Source organism: Rhodanobacteraceae bacterium (assembly GCA_024234055.1).
In the GTDB taxonomy this organism is placed as follows: domain Bacteria; phylum Pseudomonadota; class Gammaproteobacteria; order Xanthomonadales; family SZUA-5; genus JADKFD01.
Window position 1 is genome coordinate 48794 of the sequence record JACKOW010000003.1, and the last position, 16537, is coordinate 65330.

15 protein-coding genes are annotated in these 16537 nt (G+C 63.7%); 8 read left to right on the forward strand and 7 right to left on the reverse strand.

Annotated elements, in window-relative coordinates; translation table 11 throughout:
* Positions 1-514: 514 nt before the first annotated feature.
* The 3 genes from H7A19_07675 (at position 515) to H7A19_07685 (ending at position 3279) form a co-directional block, all read left to right on the forward strand.
* Positions 515-1921 carry a wax ester/triacylglycerol synthase family O-acyltransferase gene (locus tag H7A19_07675; GenBank protein MCP5474710.1) on the forward strand — a complete coding sequence of 469 codons (1407 nt, stop codon included), beginning with the start codon at positions 515-517 and terminating at the stop codon, positions 1919-1921.
* Positions 1918-2727 (forward strand): alpha/beta fold hydrolase, encoded by an 810-nt coding sequence (locus H7A19_07680; protein ID MCP5474711.1) that lies wholly within the window; start codon positions 1918-1920, stop codon positions 2725-2727. Before H7A19_07675 ends, H7A19_07680 begins: the two co-directional genes overlap by 4 nt.
* A gap of 210 nt (positions 2728-2937) precedes the next feature.
* Positions 2938-3279, forward strand: coding sequence for a hypothetical protein (locus tag H7A19_07685; GenBank protein ID MCP5474712.1), 342 nt, complete (start codon positions 2938-2940; stop codon positions 3277-3279).
* A gap of 245 nt (positions 3280-3524) precedes the next feature.
* Here the strand turns inward: H7A19_07685 and H7A19_07690 are convergent, their stop codons facing one another.
* Complete coding sequence (locus H7A19_07690) at positions 3525-4679, reverse strand: alkane 1-monooxygenase (GenBank protein ID MCP5474713.1); 1155 nt, start codon at positions 4677-4679, stop codon at positions 3525-3527.
* A 311-nt stretch (positions 4680-4990) separates the two neighbouring features.
* On the opposite strand from H7A19_07690, the gene H7A19_07695 reads away from it, so the two are divergent.
* The 5 genes from H7A19_07695 to H7A19_07715 all read left to right on the forward strand — a co-directional run bounded on the left by H7A19_07695 (position 4991) and on the right by H7A19_07715 (position 10103).
* Positions 4991-6019, forward strand: coding sequence for a helix-turn-helix domain-containing protein (locus tag H7A19_07695; GenBank protein MCP5474714.1), 1029 nt, complete (start codon positions 4991-4993; stop codon positions 6017-6019).
* 216 nt (positions 6020-6235) lie between these two features.
* On the forward strand, positions 6236-6781 hold the full coding sequence (locus H7A19_07700) for a porin family protein (GenBank protein ID MCP5474715.1): 546 nt from the start codon (positions 6236-6238) through the stop codon (positions 6779-6781).
* 130 nt (positions 6782-6911) lie between these two features.
* On the forward strand, positions 6912-7727 hold the full coding sequence (locus tag H7A19_07705; protein MCP5474716.1) for a pyrroline-5-carboxylate reductase: 816 nt from the start codon (positions 6912-6914) through the stop codon (positions 7725-7727).
* A gap of 4 nt (positions 7728-7731) precedes the next feature.
* The gene (locus H7A19_07710; GenBank protein MCP5474717.1) at positions 7732-8283 is read left to right on the forward strand and encodes a YggT family protein; all 552 of its coding nucleotides are present in this window, start codon (positions 7732-7734) and stop codon (positions 8281-8283) included.
* 131 nt (positions 8284-8414) lie between these two features.
* On the forward strand, positions 8415-10103 hold the full coding sequence (locus H7A19_07715) for a hypothetical protein (GenBank protein ID MCP5474718.1): 1689 nt from the start codon (positions 8415-8417) through the stop codon (positions 10101-10103).
* Between the two features lie 246 nt (positions 10104-10349).
* Here H7A19_07715 and greA read toward each other — a convergent pair whose 3' ends face one another.
* The 6 genes from greA to H7A19_07745 all read right to left on the reverse strand — a co-directional run bounded on the left by greA (position 10350) and on the right by H7A19_07745 (position 16478).
* The gene (gene greA, locus H7A19_07720) at positions 10350-10829 is read right to left on the reverse strand and encodes a transcription elongation factor GreA (protein ID MCP5474719.1); all 480 of its coding nucleotides are present in this window, start codon (positions 10827-10829) and stop codon (positions 10350-10352) included.
* Positions 10826-14101 (reverse strand): carbamoyl-phosphate synthase large subunit, encoded by a 3276-nt coding sequence (gene carB, locus H7A19_07725; protein ID MCP5474720.1) that lies wholly within the window; start codon positions 14099-14101, stop codon positions 10826-10828. Before carB ends, greA begins: the two co-directional genes overlap by 4 nt.
* Positions 14102-14105: 4 nt before the next feature.
* Positions 14106-14507 carry a four helix bundle protein gene (locus tag H7A19_07730; protein ID MCP5474721.1) on the reverse strand — a complete coding sequence of 134 codons (402 nt, stop codon included), beginning with the start codon at positions 14505-14507 and terminating at the stop codon, positions 14106-14108.
* Complete coding sequence (gene carA, locus H7A19_07735; protein MCP5474722.1) at positions 14504-15664, reverse strand: glutamine-hydrolyzing carbamoyl-phosphate synthase small subunit; 1161 nt, start codon at positions 15662-15664, stop codon at positions 14504-14506. Before carA ends, H7A19_07730 begins: the two co-directional genes overlap by 4 nt.
* Positions 15665-15853: 189 nt before the next feature.
* Positions 15854-16042, reverse strand: coding sequence for a hypothetical protein (locus tag H7A19_07740; protein ID MCP5474723.1), 189 nt, complete (start codon positions 16040-16042; stop codon positions 15854-15856).
* Positions 16043-16142: 100 nt separating this feature from the next.
* Entirely contained in the window at positions 16143-16478 is a 336-nt protein-coding gene (locus H7A19_07745; GenBank protein MCP5474724.1) for a hypothetical protein, read from the reverse strand.
* Positions 16479-16537: the final 59 nt, after the last annotated feature.

Genomic DNA, 16537 nt, shown 5'->3' on the forward strand with positions numbered 1-16537 from the left:
AAAGTCACGGAATAGCCGCCTAGTATGCCACAGCCATGGGCTGCGGTTTCAGGCCTGCGGTTGTTAGATCAGGGCGACTCGGGAAACATCAAGAGCCGATGAAGAGAGAAATGCGGCGGCATGCCACCGCTGCAAACAGACACCGTTGGGGGCGGACTCTTGTTGTGGGAGTCCCGGTCGCACCTGGCGGTGCGCTTATTCGCGCAACAAACTGGGGCGAGGGGCAGGGGCCCAAGCTTGCTGCATGGTCAGATCGTGCGGCGTGGTGGGTCCCCTGCCCCTTGCCCCCCGCCCCTATCATGTGACCCTGAAATCAATGTTTCACGGTGTGTTTGGTGAGAGCGGACTTTGTCCGCGATCGGCCTTGCGGCAGTCCCGGTCGCGGACCGAGTCCGCTCCCACTGGGCGCTGAGAACGCCCTTTCCGGGGGCCGAAAAATGCCGCAGCGCACAACAAACACTCGGACGGCGTGGAATATGCTGCGCGTACGCCTGCGCAGAAGGATTCTGATCGAGTGCGACTGAGGAGCTTGAGCGGCCTGGACGCTGGTTTCCTGTACCTGGAGGCCGCTGGCACACCGATGCACGTTGGCAGCCTGATGCTGCTCACACCGCCGAAGAAGCGCGGCTACGATTTCCACAGCGCGGTACAGGCGCTGATTGCCGAGCGCTTGCCCAAGGCCCGCGCCCTCAAGCGGCAACTGGTCGAAGCGCCGCTGGAATTGGCGCATCCGATGTGGAGCGAGGCGAGGCACCTGGATCTCGACGCCCATATCGTGCGCGTGCGCCTGCCGCGCGCTGGCACCGAAGCGCAATTGCTGCGCTGCGTCTCCGAGCTGCACGCCGAACAACTGCCGCGCGATCGGCCCCTGTGGCAACTGGTGGTCATTGACGGTCTGGCCAGTGGCGAAGTGGCGCTGTACTCAAAGATTCACCATGCACTGCTCGATGGCCAGGGCGGCATTGCCCTCGCCCAGGCGCTGCTCGATCTGGAATCGCATATACCCAAGCCGAGAGAGCCGGAGGCCGCATCGGCGGACGACGATGCGGCGCCGCGCAAGCGCGACCGCGCCAACACCGCGGTTCGGGCCACGGTCAGCCAGTTTGCGCGTCTGATCCAGGCTGTCCCGGCGACGCTGAAGATGGCGGGCCACGCACTCAGCGAGGCCGGCAGTCTGGTCGGACGATTGCGTGAGACCGTGCTGCTGGCGCCGAAAACCGCCTTCAATGTTCACATCGGCCCTGATCGGGCCTTTGCCGTCGCCAGTTTCGATCTGGCCCGGATCAAACGCGTCACCAAGGCTTTCGGTGTGAGCCTGAACGATGTGGTGCTGGCCATGGTCGCCCATGCCCTGCGCGAGTACCTGCGCAAGCACGAATCTCTGCCGGACGAGGCGATGGTGGTCGCGATGCCGATCTCGCTGCGCGGCGCCGGTGATGGTGAAGCCAACAATCAGGTTTCCATGGTCCAGTGCCCCCTGCCCACGCACCTCGCCAACGCGTTGCAGCGCTTGCGGTCTATCCATGAATCCACGGCCGGAATCAAGAATCGTGTGGCCGCGGTCAAGGATCTGATTCCCACCGACTTCCCGGGTCTCGCAGCGCCGATCTGGGCCTCCGGGCTGAGTCGACTATGGGCCCGCGGCCGAATTTCCGAGCGCTTGCCGGCCCTGGCCAATCTGGTGGTCTCCAATGTGCCCGGCCCACCGGTTGATCTCTTTCTGGCCGGCGCCCGACTGCGGCACTACTACCCGGTATCGATCGTGACCCACGGTCTGGGCCTGAACATCACCGTCCAGAGTTATGCCGGTCAGCTTGAGTTTGGCCTGATCAGCGCCAGAGATGTCGTGGAGCGACCGGACAACATCGCCCGAGGCCTGTCCCGCGGCCTCGACGCATTGGAGCGGAGCATCAAGGCATGAGTGAAACCAGAACCCGGCAGGTCAGGTCTGCGCAAAGCCCCCAGGCGCCCTCGCGTCTGCTGTTGGCGCTGGAATCGCGCGCCGTATTCGAGTGGGCGTCCTTTGCACTGGCGTGGCCCTGGCTGAAACGTGCACCCAAAGGCGACGGTCACCCGGTACTGGTATTGCCTGGCCTGGTCGCTGGCGACAGCAGCACCTGGCCATTGCGCCGCTTTCTGGAAGAACTCGGCTACGTGGCCTATCCATGGAAACTGGGTGTGAATTTCGGCCCGCGCGGTGAGACGGTGCCCAAATTGCTGACTCGGGTGCGCAACATTCACCGCAAGCACGGTCGCAAGGTCAGCGTCATTGGCTGGTCCCTGGGTGGCGCCATGGCCAGAGCATTGGGCGCACGCATGCCCGATCAGGTGCGCAATGTAGTGACCCTGGGCTCGCCGGTGCAGCCGCATCCGCATGCCACCAATGCCTGGAAGGTCTTTGAAGCCGTGAGCGGCTGGCGCAGCGATGATCCGGAATTGCACGAAATGGCCAGGGCGCACCCGTTGATGCCCAACACCTCGATATTCAGCAAGGCCGACGGCATCGTCTCCTGGCGCGCCTCACTGGCGCCGGACGCGCCGCACAGCGAGAACATTGAAATTGCCGCCAGCCATCTGGGCATCGGCGTCAATCCGCTGGCGCTGTGGGCCATAGCCGATCGGTTGTCGCAGCCCGAAGGCGGCTGGAAACCCTTCGAGCGTGACGGACTGCTGCGCTGGCTGCTGTTCCGGCAGCCGCATCAGTTCCGGTTTGCGCAACTGCTCTGAGCCGCCGCGGCCGCACGCCACCGATCTGGCGCAGCCCTCAGTGCGCGCAGCGCGCCGGGGGCGATGAAGCGCAAGGCGCCAACGCAGCTGTTGAACCCTGGGCGACGCGTTTTCTGCGCCATTTGTTCCCTGCTTCTGCAAACTCGCTCCACAGTTGCCGAGCACACTGTGCTCACTGCCGAAGACACGATCGGCCAATAGGAGATGAGGATGAGCCGTCACTGGATATTGCTTGCAGCACTGCTGTTCGCCCCGATGCTGCAGGCCCAGCCTGCCCCCGAGCGCGACCCCAACCGCTTGCCGCCACCGGTGGAACGGGTGCTGGAACAGCTGTCACTGGACGACGCCACCCGCAGCCAGGTCAGGGAAACACTGCTGCGCCAGCGTGCCGAGCGTGAGCAGGCTGATCGCAGCCTGCGCGAGCGTCACCGAGCCGAACTGGCGGCCTTGCTGACCCCAGACCAGCTGGTCGCCCTGGATGCCGCGCGTCCGCCACCGCCGGGACATCGCGGCGAAGACGGTCGTCGCCCGCCGCCCCCGCGAGCGCCCTGAGGCCAGATCCACGGGCGCAGGGCAGCACACCCTGCCGAGCAAGCTCGGCACTTCAACAGCCTCCCACACTGACGCTCTCGTAGAGCGGAGCTTGCTCCGCTGCTTTGGCTGGGCTTGTACTTTTCGCCTTGAAAGAAAGGCCGAACACCCTGCCGAGCAAGCTCGGCACGTGACAGCCTCGCACACCGTGCCCTCGTGCCCTCGTGCCCTCGTACCCTCGCACACCGTGCCCTCGTGCCCTCACCCTACAACCCATACCGCCGCATCAAATCCTCTCGCCGTGCCGGATCGAAATTGATGCGCTCGATGTCGTCGCCGACCAGATCCAGCAAGCGTCGATCCATGACCTTGAACCATAGCGGTGGAACGTAGGCCAGCAGGAACATGCCGAAATAGCCACTGGGCAACTGCGGCAGATTGTCAAAGGTGCGCAGCGACTGATAGCGCCGGGTGGCATGGGCGTGATGATCGGAATGGCGTTGCAGATGGAACAGCGCCCAGTTCGACACGATGTGGTTGCTGTTCCAGGAATGCTGCGGCTTGCACGGCTCGAATCGACCATCGACCAGCTGCTTGCGGGCGATGCCGTAGTGTTCGATGTAATTGGCGCTGGTGAGCTGGAAGTTGGCCCAGAACGAGGCCAGCAGCAGGAAAGGCAGCACCGCGATGCCCAGCCACAGCATCAGCGTCAGCCACAGCCCGGTGGTGATCAGCGTGGTTTGTACGATGTCGTTGCTGAGGCTCCACCAGGGCTTGCCCAGACTCGCCATGCGCTCGACTTCCAGGGCCCAGCCTCGGCGCCAGGCGCCCGGCATCTCCCGCAACAGGAAGCGATAGATGGTCTCGCCCAGGCGCGACGAGGCCGGATCCGATGGCGTGGCGACATCACGGTGATGGCCGCGATTGTGTTCGACGTAGAAATGACCGTAGCCAGTGGGGGCCAGCACCAGCTTGGCCAGCCAGCGTTCCAGGGCCTCGCGCTTGTGCCCGAGTTCATGGCCGACATTGATGCAGAAGCCGCCGACCACTCCGGTGGCCATGGCCACGGCGAGCCAGCCATGCCAGGGCAGTTCGCGGCTGCTGACAAACCAGGCGGCAAAGATGAACTCGGCCCACAGCATCGGCACCAGCAGCCAGGTGATCACGCGATAGTAGCGATCGGCTTCCAGCGCCGGCACGGCCGATTCCGGCGGGTTGCTCTGATCCACGCCCATCAGGTAGTCGAAGACCGGCAAGAACAGATAGACCAGCACAATCGGCAGCCACAGCAGGCGCGTGTCCGGGAGTGCCAGGTACAGCAACGGACCGGCACCCACCAGTGCCGGCACGGCCAACGACAGCAGCCACGCATAGCGCTTGCGATCCCGGTAGTGCGTGCCGTCGTCCAGTGGCTGAATCATCGTCGTCATCATTCTTCTCTCACCAAATACACGCTAACGCATTGTTTTATAATCATTCAATAGAAGGGGCAGGGGGCAGGGATCCAACCTCGACGCATGATCAGACCGTGCCGCAGCGTGACTCCCCTGCCCCCTGCCCCCCGCCCCCTGTTTGATGCCCGAACTAGAGCACCGCCAGGGGCGACCGAGTGCGAGCCGCTTCGAGCCTGGATACAGCTTGGCGCAGAGGCTGCTACCGAACCACCGCCCGAGCTGGCAGAGAGTCGTCATTTTGTGCCACGATCGGCCATCCCACGACCAGCCAGTCCTTGATGGCGACCAGTCCCGCGCAATCGGCCTTGCACCCGGTCTATGTCAGGCTGCTCGGCGTGCTGCTGGCGCGTCGTGGCATCGACACCCAGGCCTTGCTGAGCGCCGCGCAGATCACCCGCCATGAGCTGCAGAAGGACACGCTGCTGCCCTATGCCCCGATCGAGCGCCTGATCCTGGGCGCGATCGAGGCCAGCGCCTGCCCCTGGCTGGGCCTGGAATTCGGTGCTGCCGCCCAGATTCACACCCACGGACTGGTCGGCAACGCCACCATAGCCAGTGGCACCCTGGATGCCGCCCTGCGTACCCTGTCCCGCTTCGCCAGCCTGCGCACCGGATTGGTTCGCTTCGAGATTTGCCGCGGCGCCCACAGCACCGAGGTGCACATCCTGCCGCAACTGCCGCTGGGAGCTGCAGCACGCTTTGTTCATGACGCCCTGCTGGTGATTCTGGAGCGCATGCTGCAAACCCTGTCGCCGGCGCCATTCCAGATTGCCCGATACACCCTGCCCTTTGCGGCACCGGAATGGGTCGCGCGCTATCGCGACCATCTTTCCGGCGAACTCGCCTTTGTGCCCGCCTCCGTGGCCTGCATGGAATTCGACAACCTGACACTGGACAGCGATTGCCTGACGGCAGACGCACAGGCCTGCGCCCAGGCGACTCTGGAGTGCGCACGGCAACTGGATCTGGCCAACGCCGAGCCCGGACTGGCCAGCCGTATCCGCAGCTGGCTGGCTGCCAGTGATGCCGAGCTGCCGTCGGCCGAGGACATGGCCCGCAAGCTCCACTTGTCGCCACGCAGCCTGTACCGACACCTGAAAGCCATCGGTCTCAGCTACCAACAACTTGTCGACGACCATCGGCTGGAGCGCGCCCGCTGGCTGCTGGCCCATACCGATCTGCCGGTCGAGCGCATCGCCGAGCGTCTGGGCTATGCCGACAGCTCCAACTTCAGCCGCACCTTCAGGCGCTGGACCGGAGGCACGCCGCGAGAATATCGGCAGAGCGCGCGGGCGAGCGATACCTGAGCCTACAGATTCGGATTTGTCCGGGCACTTCTGACCCTACGAACAGCGTCCAGACAAGTCTGGACCCACGACAGCCTGGACTGCGGGCCGAGGCGACTGCCCTGAACTCGAACAGCTGAATGCCAGCTGCACCGGCTCCAAAGACGTGCCTTCCGGCACAGCCGAGCCTGGTTCGGACGGGACTAGCATCAGCGCTCCTTGCACGGAGTTACATTCATGATTCGTCGCGCCATTGCTGTGTTGCTGCTGGCCGCTGTGGGTTCTGCCCCGGCCTTTGCCGAAACCAATGTCTACGCCGGCCTGCGGGTCGGCACCAACCTCGACGGCCGCTTTGCTGACGCTGGCGGAAAGCTCGATACCGACACACCCTTCGGTGGCTATCTGGGGTGGAACATCAATCCCAATCTGGCCATCGAGTTCGCCGCCACCAACCTCGGCAGCAGTCAGCGCAGCAATATCGCCGACGGCGGTTTTGACGTTGACGGCGCGCTCTATCAGCTCGGCGTGGTCGGCAGCTTTCCGCTGTCAGACCAGTTCAATCTGCTGGCCGGCGTCGGCGGATTCCGACTGAACGAAGATGGCGACGGCTCCAGCATTGCCGGCCCGGTCAGCGTCGATTTCGGCGACACCGGCGTCTACGCCGAGGTCGGCGGGCGCTTCCAGCTCAACCCGCAGTGGGCCCTGCGCGCCAGCTACACCTGGTTCGACTTCGAATCCGGCAGCGACGGCAACTTCTGGGGCGGTGCCGAACTCAGGTTCTGACACCGAAAGTTGTAGCCCGGGGTGCCGCGCAGCGGTTCCCCGGGGCTGTTCGGCTCGGCAGCACGTCCGCCCCTGCACTCACCGCCCCGAGCGTCTATGCTCTCCGGCTTTGTTGGCGCGGACTTCCGGCATGACGACTCGTATTGCATTCATCGGCGGCGGCAATATGGCCCGCAGCCTGATCGGCGGCCTGATTCGCCAGGGTCGCAGTCGCGCGTCCATCCACGTGGCTGAGCCGAACGCGGCACTGCGCGACGCGCTGACGCAGGATTTTGGCGTGATCACGCACCGCGACAATCTGGCCGCGGCGCTGGCCTGCGACATCTGGGTGCTGGCGGTGAAACCCCAGGTCATGCCCCAGGTGCTGACCCAACTGGCGCCAGCGGCGACCGACCGGGCCCCTCTGGTGGTGTCGATTGCCGCGGGCGTCACCCACCACAGCATGGCTGCCGCGCTCGGCGAGCGTGCGCGGGTGGTGCGCAGCATGCCCAATACGCCGGCGATGATCGGTGCCGGCATCACCGGGTTGTACGCGGGTGCTGATGTCAATGACGAGGAACGATTGCTGGTCGAGCAACTCCTCGCCACCGCCGGTGCCACGGTGTGGATTGCCGACGAGTCGCTCATGGATGCGGTCACGGCGGTCTCGGGCAGCGGACCGGCCTATTTCTTCCTGCTGATCGAAAGTCTGATCGCCGCCGGCGTGAAACAAGGCCTGCCGCCGGACACAGCGGCGACGCTGGCCAAGCACACGGCACTGGGAGCGGCGCGGATGACCCTGGAATCCAGCGAGCCGCCGGAGATTCTGCGTCAGCGCGTGACCTCGCCGGGCGGCACCACGGCTGCGGCGCTCGACACCTTTGCCGCCGGCGGTTTTGCTGAACTGGTCGATCGTGCCGTGGCCGCCGCCACCCGGCGCGGTCGCGAACTGGCGCAGGGAGGCTGAGCCCATGGGCTACATGATCTACGGCTACCTGATCCAGTTCCTGATCTGGATTCCACTGACCATCCTGTTCCTGCGTATCGCACTGCCGCTGGTGCGGGCGCCGTTTTCCGACCCAATGGTGGGCTGGGTGTACTCGGTCACCACGCCGGTACTGCGGCCAATCGAGAAGATCGTGCCGCGCTGGCGCAATCTCAGCCTCGCCGCCGTGCTGCTGTTCTGGCTGGTGGCTAGTCTGGAACAGGCGCTGCTGATGCTGTTCAGCCGCAATCTTCTGGTCTGGTTGCTGGGTGGCCTGGCCGGCGCCATCAGTTTTGCGCTGGGATTCATGATCGTCGTGATCTTTGTCTGGGTGCTGTTCACCTTCTTTCAGCCCCGCGCGGGATCCTCGATCGTGTCAATCGTGCAGCGCCTGGCCAGTCCGATCTGCAATGTCTTCCGTCGCCGGATTCCCGCCATCGGACCCTTCGATCTGTCCCCCGCTCTGGCGATTCTCACGTTAACGATTCTGCGGCTGATCGTGCCTTGGGCGATCTACTCGCTGATTCAGGGGCCCTGAGCAACGACATCGTCTGACCGGCTCTGAATCGCGTTGCTGGCGAGCCCGTCGGACTCGGCGCATCGGCCTGGATTCGAAACACCAGACGCAAACCCTTACAATCGCAAAAATTCTCAATCAGGAGTCTGTTCATGATGCTCAGCACCCGCCGCGCCCTGCTTGTGGCGTCCATCGCATTCGGTCTGGCCGCGTGCGGCAAGGATGAAGCCACCGATCCGCTGGCCTACGTTCCAGCCGATACGCCCTATGTGGTGGCCAACCGGATCGTGGTTCCCAAGGCCGTCACCGAGGCCTGGATGGGCATGTACGGTTCCGATTTCGGCGAGATCTACCAGAACCTCGCCGAAGACCAGCAGGTGAAGAAGATCGACGGCGAAATGGGCGTGTGGCTGCGGGCCAGTCTGCCGGAATTCGCCAACATGACGTCGATCGATGGCATCGAAGGTCTGGGTTTGAAGATTGAGGCGCGCCTCGCCTTCTATGGTTACGGCTTGATGCCGGTGTATCGCCTTGAACTCGCGGATGCCAAGCGCTTTACCGAGACGGTCGCCCGCATCGAAAAGCGCGCCGGCAAGGCCCTGGCCAAGCGCAAGATCGACGATGTCGAGCTGTGGCAGTTCAGCGACGACAAGGCCACGGTGCTGTTCGGGCCTATCGGTCAGTTCCTGGTCATCACCCTGGCGCCGGCCGGTGCCGACGAAGCGCGCCTCAAAGCCCAACTCGGCCTCACGCTACCCGAGTCCTCGCTGGCCAAGAGCGGCGGTCTCGAAGCCCTGGACAAGCAATACGGCTATGACGGCCATATGTCGGGATATGTCGACATCCGCGGCCTCACCCAGCGCCTGAGCGGTCGCAATCAGGATGACAATGCCGTCATCACCGCCTTTGGTGGCGAGATTCCCAAGCTCTCCGATGCCTGCGCATCGGAACTCGACAGCATGACCCAGAAGTTTCCGCGCATGGTCTTCGGCTCCACCGATTTCAGCGCGAAGCGGCTGAAGTTCAACGGCGTGGTGGAAATGGAGCAGGCACTGGCGGCCTCGATGCAGAAGCTCTCCGCCCCCATCCCGGGTGCAGACAGCACCGATCCGATGATGTTCCGCCTGGCACTGTCGGTCGACCTGCCGGAAACCGTGCGTTTCCTCGGCGGTATTGCCGACAGCATCGCCGCTGAGCCCTTTCAGTGCGAGGAACTGGCCGATCTGAATGCCAGTGCGGCGGAAATGAAGCAGAACCTCGCCAATCCTGGTCTGGCCATGGCCGGCGCCATGACCGCCATCCATCTGGGCGTGCGTACTCTGAAGATCGATCCCGGTGCCAGCATGCCCACCGAACTGTCGGCCTTTGCCACGCTCGGCTCCAGCTCACCGGTGATGCTGTGGGGCTTCGCCCAGCAGGGAGTCCCGGCGCTGGCCAAGGTGCAGATCACCACCGACGGCAAGATCGTTGCGCTACCAGCGGATGCCCTGCCGATGCCCATGCCCTTGGAACTGAAAGCCATCATGACCGACAAGAGCTTTGGCGTGGCCACCAGCGATATCGCCGATGCCAGCTTCACCGCGGCCGCGACGATGCCAGCCAACAAGGATGGCACCATCCTGCGCTATGGCGTTTCCGGCGACTTGTTCAAGTTGATTGCCGCCAGCATGCCCGAAGAAGATGTCGACGCCGATGGTGATGAAGCCAAGGCCAAGGCCAAGGAAGCCGAGGATGCCCGCAAGATGCTGACAAACCTGAGTGAGCACCTGGACCAGGTCGATGTTCGCCTCGGTCTCACCGACAAGGGCATCGTCTTCAGCGAAGAAGTCACTCTGAAGTAGGCACCCGCTCGGCCACCGCGCCCTTCTCCGCTGAGAGGAGAAGGGCGTGGGCGAACGCTGCCCGCGAACGATACCCCTGTGGGAGCGGGCTCTGCCCGCGAATGTCGTTGATTCAAGGACGCATGTTCGCGGATGAATCCGCTCCCACAGAAATGCTCCACCCCTGTGGGAGCGGATTCATCCGCGATCGCCACGCAGAGCGAGACCGCGACTCAAGTAGGCCCAGAGGGCCCACGTCACCGCAGCTCAGGCCTCGTACCGCACCTCGACCACCTCGAAGCTCTTGTTGCCACCCGGCGTGACGATGTCGACCACATCGCCCTCGCTCTTGCCGATCAGCGCCCGCGCCACCGGTGAGCTCACCGAGATCATGCGCAACTTGATGTCGGCTTCGAGGTCGCCGACGATCTGGTAGCTGACCGTCTCGTCGCTGTGCAGATCCTGCAGCTCCACGTAGGCGCCAAAGACGATCCGCGAGCCCGGATTGAGCTTGGCGGTGTCGATGATCTCGGCATTGGCGAGCGTGTTTTCCAGCTCGTTGATGCGGCCTTCGGTGAAGCTCTGCTGCTCACGGGCGGCGTGGTACTCGGCGTTTTCCTTCAGATCGCCATGCGCGCGCGCTTCGGCGATGGCAGCGATGATCTGCGGCCGGATCACCGATTTCAGGTGATCCAGCTCTCCGCGCAGGCGCACGGCGCCCTTCTGCGTCAATGGTGCTCGTCTCATGATTCCTGTGCTTCCTTGCGGGTGCCAGCCGTGCCCTTGGGTCCACGGTGGCCAACCAGTTCACTATGTAGCTTCTTGAGCGAATAAACCGTCTCGATGGCGCCAAAATCCAGCGCGTGCACTATCGCACGGGCGCCGGAAATCGTGGTCGAGTAGTTCAATCGATGTTGCAGCGCTTCGCGCCGGATCGAGAAGGAGTCGTTGATGGCCTGACGCCCCTCGGTAGTGTTGACGATGAAGGTGATCTCATCGTTCTTGATCAGATCAACGATGTGCGGCCGCCCTTCCATGACCTTGTTGATGCGCTGACAGGGCACACCGGCCGCGATCAGCGCATCGCAGGTGCCGCTGGTGGCCACCAGACGGAATCCACGCGACACCAGATCGCGCGCCAGCGGCACGAGGCGCGGCTTGTCGGCATCGCGCACCGAGAGAAAGGCCTTGCCGATCGCTGGCGCCGCCACGCTCGCCGCCAGCTGGGCGCGGGCGAACGCCGCCCCGAAGGAAGGTCCGACACCCATGACTTCGCCGGTGGAGCGCATTTCCGGGCCGAGGATGGGATCGACACCCGGAAACTTGACGAAGGGGAAGATCGGTTCCTTCACCGAGAAATACTTGGGGATGACCTCGTGGGTGGCGCCCTGCTCTTCCAGGGTCTGCCCGACCATGCAGCGCGCCGCGATCTTGGCCAGGGCCACGCCAGTGGCCTTGGCGACGAAGGGCACCGTGCGCGAGGCGCGGGGATTCACTTCGAGGATGTAGATGTCCTCGCCCTGCACCGCAAACTGGGTGTTCATCAGGCCGACCACATTCAGCCCGCGCGCCATCATCACCACCTGCCGGCGCATCTCGTCCTGCATCGCCGGCGACAGCGAGAACGGCGGCAGCGAGCAGGAGGAATCGCCGGAGTGCACGCCAGCCTCCTCGATGTGTTCCATGATGCCGCCGATCAGGGCCTCGCGACCGTCACAGATGCAATCGACATCGACTTCGATGGCGTGATCGAGAAAGCGGTCCAGCAGCACCGGTGAGTCATTCGATACGCGCACGGCATCGGTCATGTAGCGGCGCAGATCGGCCTCGGCATACACCACTTCCATGGCCCGACCGCCGAGCACATAGGACGGCCGTACCACCAGCGGATAGCCGATCTCGCGCGCCAGCGCCACTGCCGCCTCCGGCGTACGCGCGGTGCGATTGGGCGGCTGCTTCAGGCCCAGCTCTTCGATCAGCTGCTGGAAACGCTCGCGGTCTTCGGCCAGATCGATGGAATCGGGCGAGGTACCGATGATCGGCGCGCCTTCCTTCTCCAGCGCCCGCGCCAGTTTCAGCGGGGTCTGACCGCCATACTGCACGATCACACCCTTGGGCTTTTCCTTGTCGAGAATCTCGAGCACATCTTCCAGCGTCACCGGCTCGAAATACAGGCGATCCGAGGTGTCGTAGTCGGTGGACACGGTCTCCGGATTGCAGTTGACCATGATCGTCTCATAGCCATCCTCACGCAGCGCCAGCGCCGCATGCACACAGCAATAGTCGAACTCGATGCCCTGACCGATGCGATTGGGGCCGCCACCCAGCACCACGATCTTGTTGTTGCTGGTCGGCGCCGCTTCGCATTCTTCCTCGTAGGTGGAATACAGATAAGCGGTGCTGGTCGAGAATTCGGCGGCGCAGGAATCCACCCGCTTGTACACCGGGCGCACGCCCAGAGCGCGTCGCAGCTGCCGCAGCGCGCCCTCGTCGCTTCCCACCAGGGTGGCCAGCCGCGAATCGGAAAATCCCTTGCGCTTGAGTTCGCGCATGCGTTCGACATCCAGCGAGCTCATGCCCTGCTGTTCGACCTCGCGTTCCAGCCGCACCAGATCCTCGATCTGCACCAGGAACCAGGGGTCGATGGCACAATGTTCATGGACCTCATCCACGCTCATGCCGGCGCGGAAGGCATCGGCGACATAGAAGATGCGGTCCGGACGCGGCTCACGCAGCTCGCGCCGCAGCACCGCCACCGCATCGTCGTCGTAGGGCGGCTCTACGCGCGGATTGAGGCCATCGTTGCCGGTTTCCATGCCGCGCAGCGCTTTCTGCAGCGACTCCTGGAAGGTGCGCCCCATGGCCATGACCTCGCCCACCGATTTCATCTGCGTGGTCAGGCGGGCGTCGGCCTTCGGGAACTTCTCGAAGGCGAAGCGCGGAATCTTGGTCACCACATAGTCGATGCTGGGCTCGAAGGAGGCCGGCGTCAGACCCGAGGTGATGTCATTGCGCAACTCGTCCAGGGTGTAGCCGACCGCCAGCTTCGCCGCGATCTTGGCAATCGGAAAACCGGTGGCCTTCGAAGCCAGCGCCGAGGACCGCGACACCCGCGGGTTCATCTCGATGACCACCATGCGCCCGTCCCGGGCATTGATGCCGAACTGCACGTTGGAGCCACCGGTATCGACGCCGATCTTGCGCAAGACCGCGATCGAGGCATCGCGCATGCGCTGGTACTCGCGATCGGTCAGCGTCTGCGCCGGCGCCACCGTGATCGAATCGCCGGTGTGCACGCCCATCGGATCGAAGTTCTCGATCGAGCAGACGATGATGCAGTTGTCGGCGCGGTCACGCACCACCTCCATCTCGTACTCTTTCCAGCCGAGCACGCTCTCTTCGATCAGCACTTCGGTAGTCGGCGACAGATCCAGACCGCGGCTGACGATCTCGACAAACTCCTCGCGGTTGTAGGCAATGCCGCCACCGGAACCACCCAGAGTGAACGAGGGCCGGATGATGGTCGGGAAACCCACCTTCAACTGCGCCGCCAGCGCCTGATCCAGTGATCGCGCGATTTCCGCCCGCGGACATTCCAGCCCGATCTCGGCCATCGCATGACGGAACAGCTCGCGATCCTCGGCCAGGTTGATCGCCTCCCGCGAAGCCCCGATCAGCTCGACCCCAAACTCCTTCAGCACCCCGCGATCCGCCAGCTCCAGCGCCACATTCAGCGCCGTCTGCCCGCCCATGGTCGGCAACAGCGCATCGGGGCGCTCCTGCTCGATGATCCGGGCCAGCGACGACCAGTGCAGCGGCTCGATATAGGTGGCATCGGCCATGTCCGGATCGGTCATGATGGTCGCCGGGTTGCTGTTGACCAGCACCACCCGGTAGCCCTCCGTCTTCAGCGCCTTGCAAGCCTGCGCCCCGGAGTAATCGAACTCACACGCCTGTCCGATGACAATCGGGCCAGCGCCGATGATGAGGATGGATTGGATGTCGGTACGCTTGGGCATGGGATTACCGGGACTCGGGACTCGGGACTCGGGACTCGCCATTGATGCGGCGCAACAGTGACTGATTCAAGCGAAGCAGCATCTGTCCTACGCGATCACAAAGGTCGAGCGTTTGTTCTAACGACGCAATCTGACCCAGCCCCAAGTCACGGGCAAGAAGCAGTTGCGTCTGCAATTCCGCACAGGATCCCTGCGCAATAGACACAAATCGGCAGTAATCACGCGTTGTTCCGCGAGCATTGCCTTCAGCAATATTGGACGGTACCGAAACGGCTGATCGCTGGACTTGCGAGCGCAATCCATAGCGCTCTTCGCTCGGGAAAGTCGCGGCCACCTCGTACGCGGATTTGGCCAACGTCATCGCAAGCTGCCACACATCCAGTTCTCGAAAGTGCGAAACAGTCACGCGCGCTTTCCCGAGTCCCGAGTCCCGAGTCCCGAGTCCCGCATCAAGAGCACAAACCGATCAAACAACCCCTCCACATCCCGCGGCCCCGGGCTCGCTTCCGGGTGTCCCTGGAAGGAAAATGCAGGGGCGTCGGTCACGCGGATGCCCTGGTTGGAGCCGTCGAACAGTGAGCGGTGGGTGACTTCAACGTTGGCCGGCAGCGTCGTCTCGTCAATGGCAAAGCCGTGATTCTGACTGGAGATCATCACCCGGCCAGTGGCCAGATCGATCACTGGATGATTGGCGCCGTGGTGGCCGAATTTCATCTTCAGGGTGCGGGCCCCGGCAGCCAGGCCGAGCAGCTGATGACCCAGGCAGATGCCGAAGATCGGGACCTTCGCGGCCAGGAATTCGCGAATGGCGGCGATCGCGTAGTCACAGGGCTCCGGATCACCGGGACCGTTCGACAGGAAGATGCCGTCGGGCTTCATCGCCAGAACCTCGGCGGCCGGGGTCTGCGCCGGCACCACGGTGACACTGCAGCCGCGATCGACCAGCAACCGCAGGATGTTGCGCTTGACGCCGAAATCGTAGGCCACCACCTTGAACTCACCCGAGCCGCCCTTGAACTGCGAGCTGCCGAGGTCAAACACGCCTTCATTCCAGCTGTAGCGTTCGCTGGCACTGACCACCTTGGCCAGATCCATGCCCTTCAGTCCCGGAAATGAGCGCGCCAGCGCCAGCGCCTGCTCGGCCGTCGCGTCCGGGCCGGCAACGATGGCACCGTTCTGAGCCCCTTTCTCGCGCAGGATGCGGGTCAGCTTGCGGGTATCGATGTCGGCAATCGCCACCACATCGCGGGCCTGCAGATAGCTCCCCAGATCACCCTCGCTGCGCCAGTTGCTCGCCACCAGCGGCAGATCACGGATCACCAGGCCCGTGGCGAAGATGCCGCGCGACTCTTCATCGGCGGCGTTGCAGCCAGTGTTGCCGATATGTGGGTAGGTCAGCGTCACGATTTGCTGCGCGTAGGAGGGATCGGTGAGGATCTCCTGGTAGCCGGTCATCGAGGTGTTGAACACCACCTCGCCGCTGCGCGCCCCCACGGCACCGATCGACAAGCCATTGAAAATACTGCCATCTGCCAGGGCCAGGATTGCCGGAACACGCGCCATTCATCACTCCAGGTGCGACAAGACCCACGGATACACCATGACGGTGATCCGGCGGCCTGCTCGATAGGGACCGGCGGGATGATAACTGCTGAAAGCTGAGTCGTGCGACCAATCCGCTTTATTCAGATTCTATGTAGGGCGCGTGCAGTGCAGCACTATCTATCGGCGATCAGGGCGATCAGAGGGCGATCAGGACATCCACTTCCCGAGGATCGCCCGAGCGGCGCCCACGCCCGTCACCAGAGCGCCCGCGAACAGAAATACCAGCAACACTCCTTCCCACAGCTGCAGAGTGCGGTCGTAGGTCCAGCGGGAAGCAAGCAAGGACAGCAACACGAACCCGAAGAACAGCAAGATCCAGCGAACTCGGTGGCCCATGTCTACTCCATGTACCGGGTTGCAAGGAAATTCCCGAATCTGCCATGCCGATACCCGCAGGATCGGGCGCCCGCGCGGACCCAGACTGGCACATGGACACTCAATTCATCCACCACCTTGCGCCCGCGACCACCATCGAGATACCAAGGCCGATCACCAAGGCGACAGCGGCGGTCAGGAAGGGAGCGCAACTTTCCGCTGTCTGTTCACACTCTCGTCTCACTGCGGCCAGGGCACGCAAATCCGCGGGGCGATCCGGAACCTTCGCCCTGCCGGAAGCCGCAATCTGCAGCCGGAACTCGGAGCCCAGCGCATGCTTGTCGATCGACGGAACCGTCGGCCAGTGGCCCGGCGCGCGGTCTACCCCACCGTAGACGTTGATATGGCCAACAACGAGAAGTAGCAAGGCCACGCCCAGCGATTTCACGATTCTCATGTCAGCCCTGGAACCCGCGGTTCGAAATGAGCTTGGGTTCACCCACCCAAAGTCAAGCG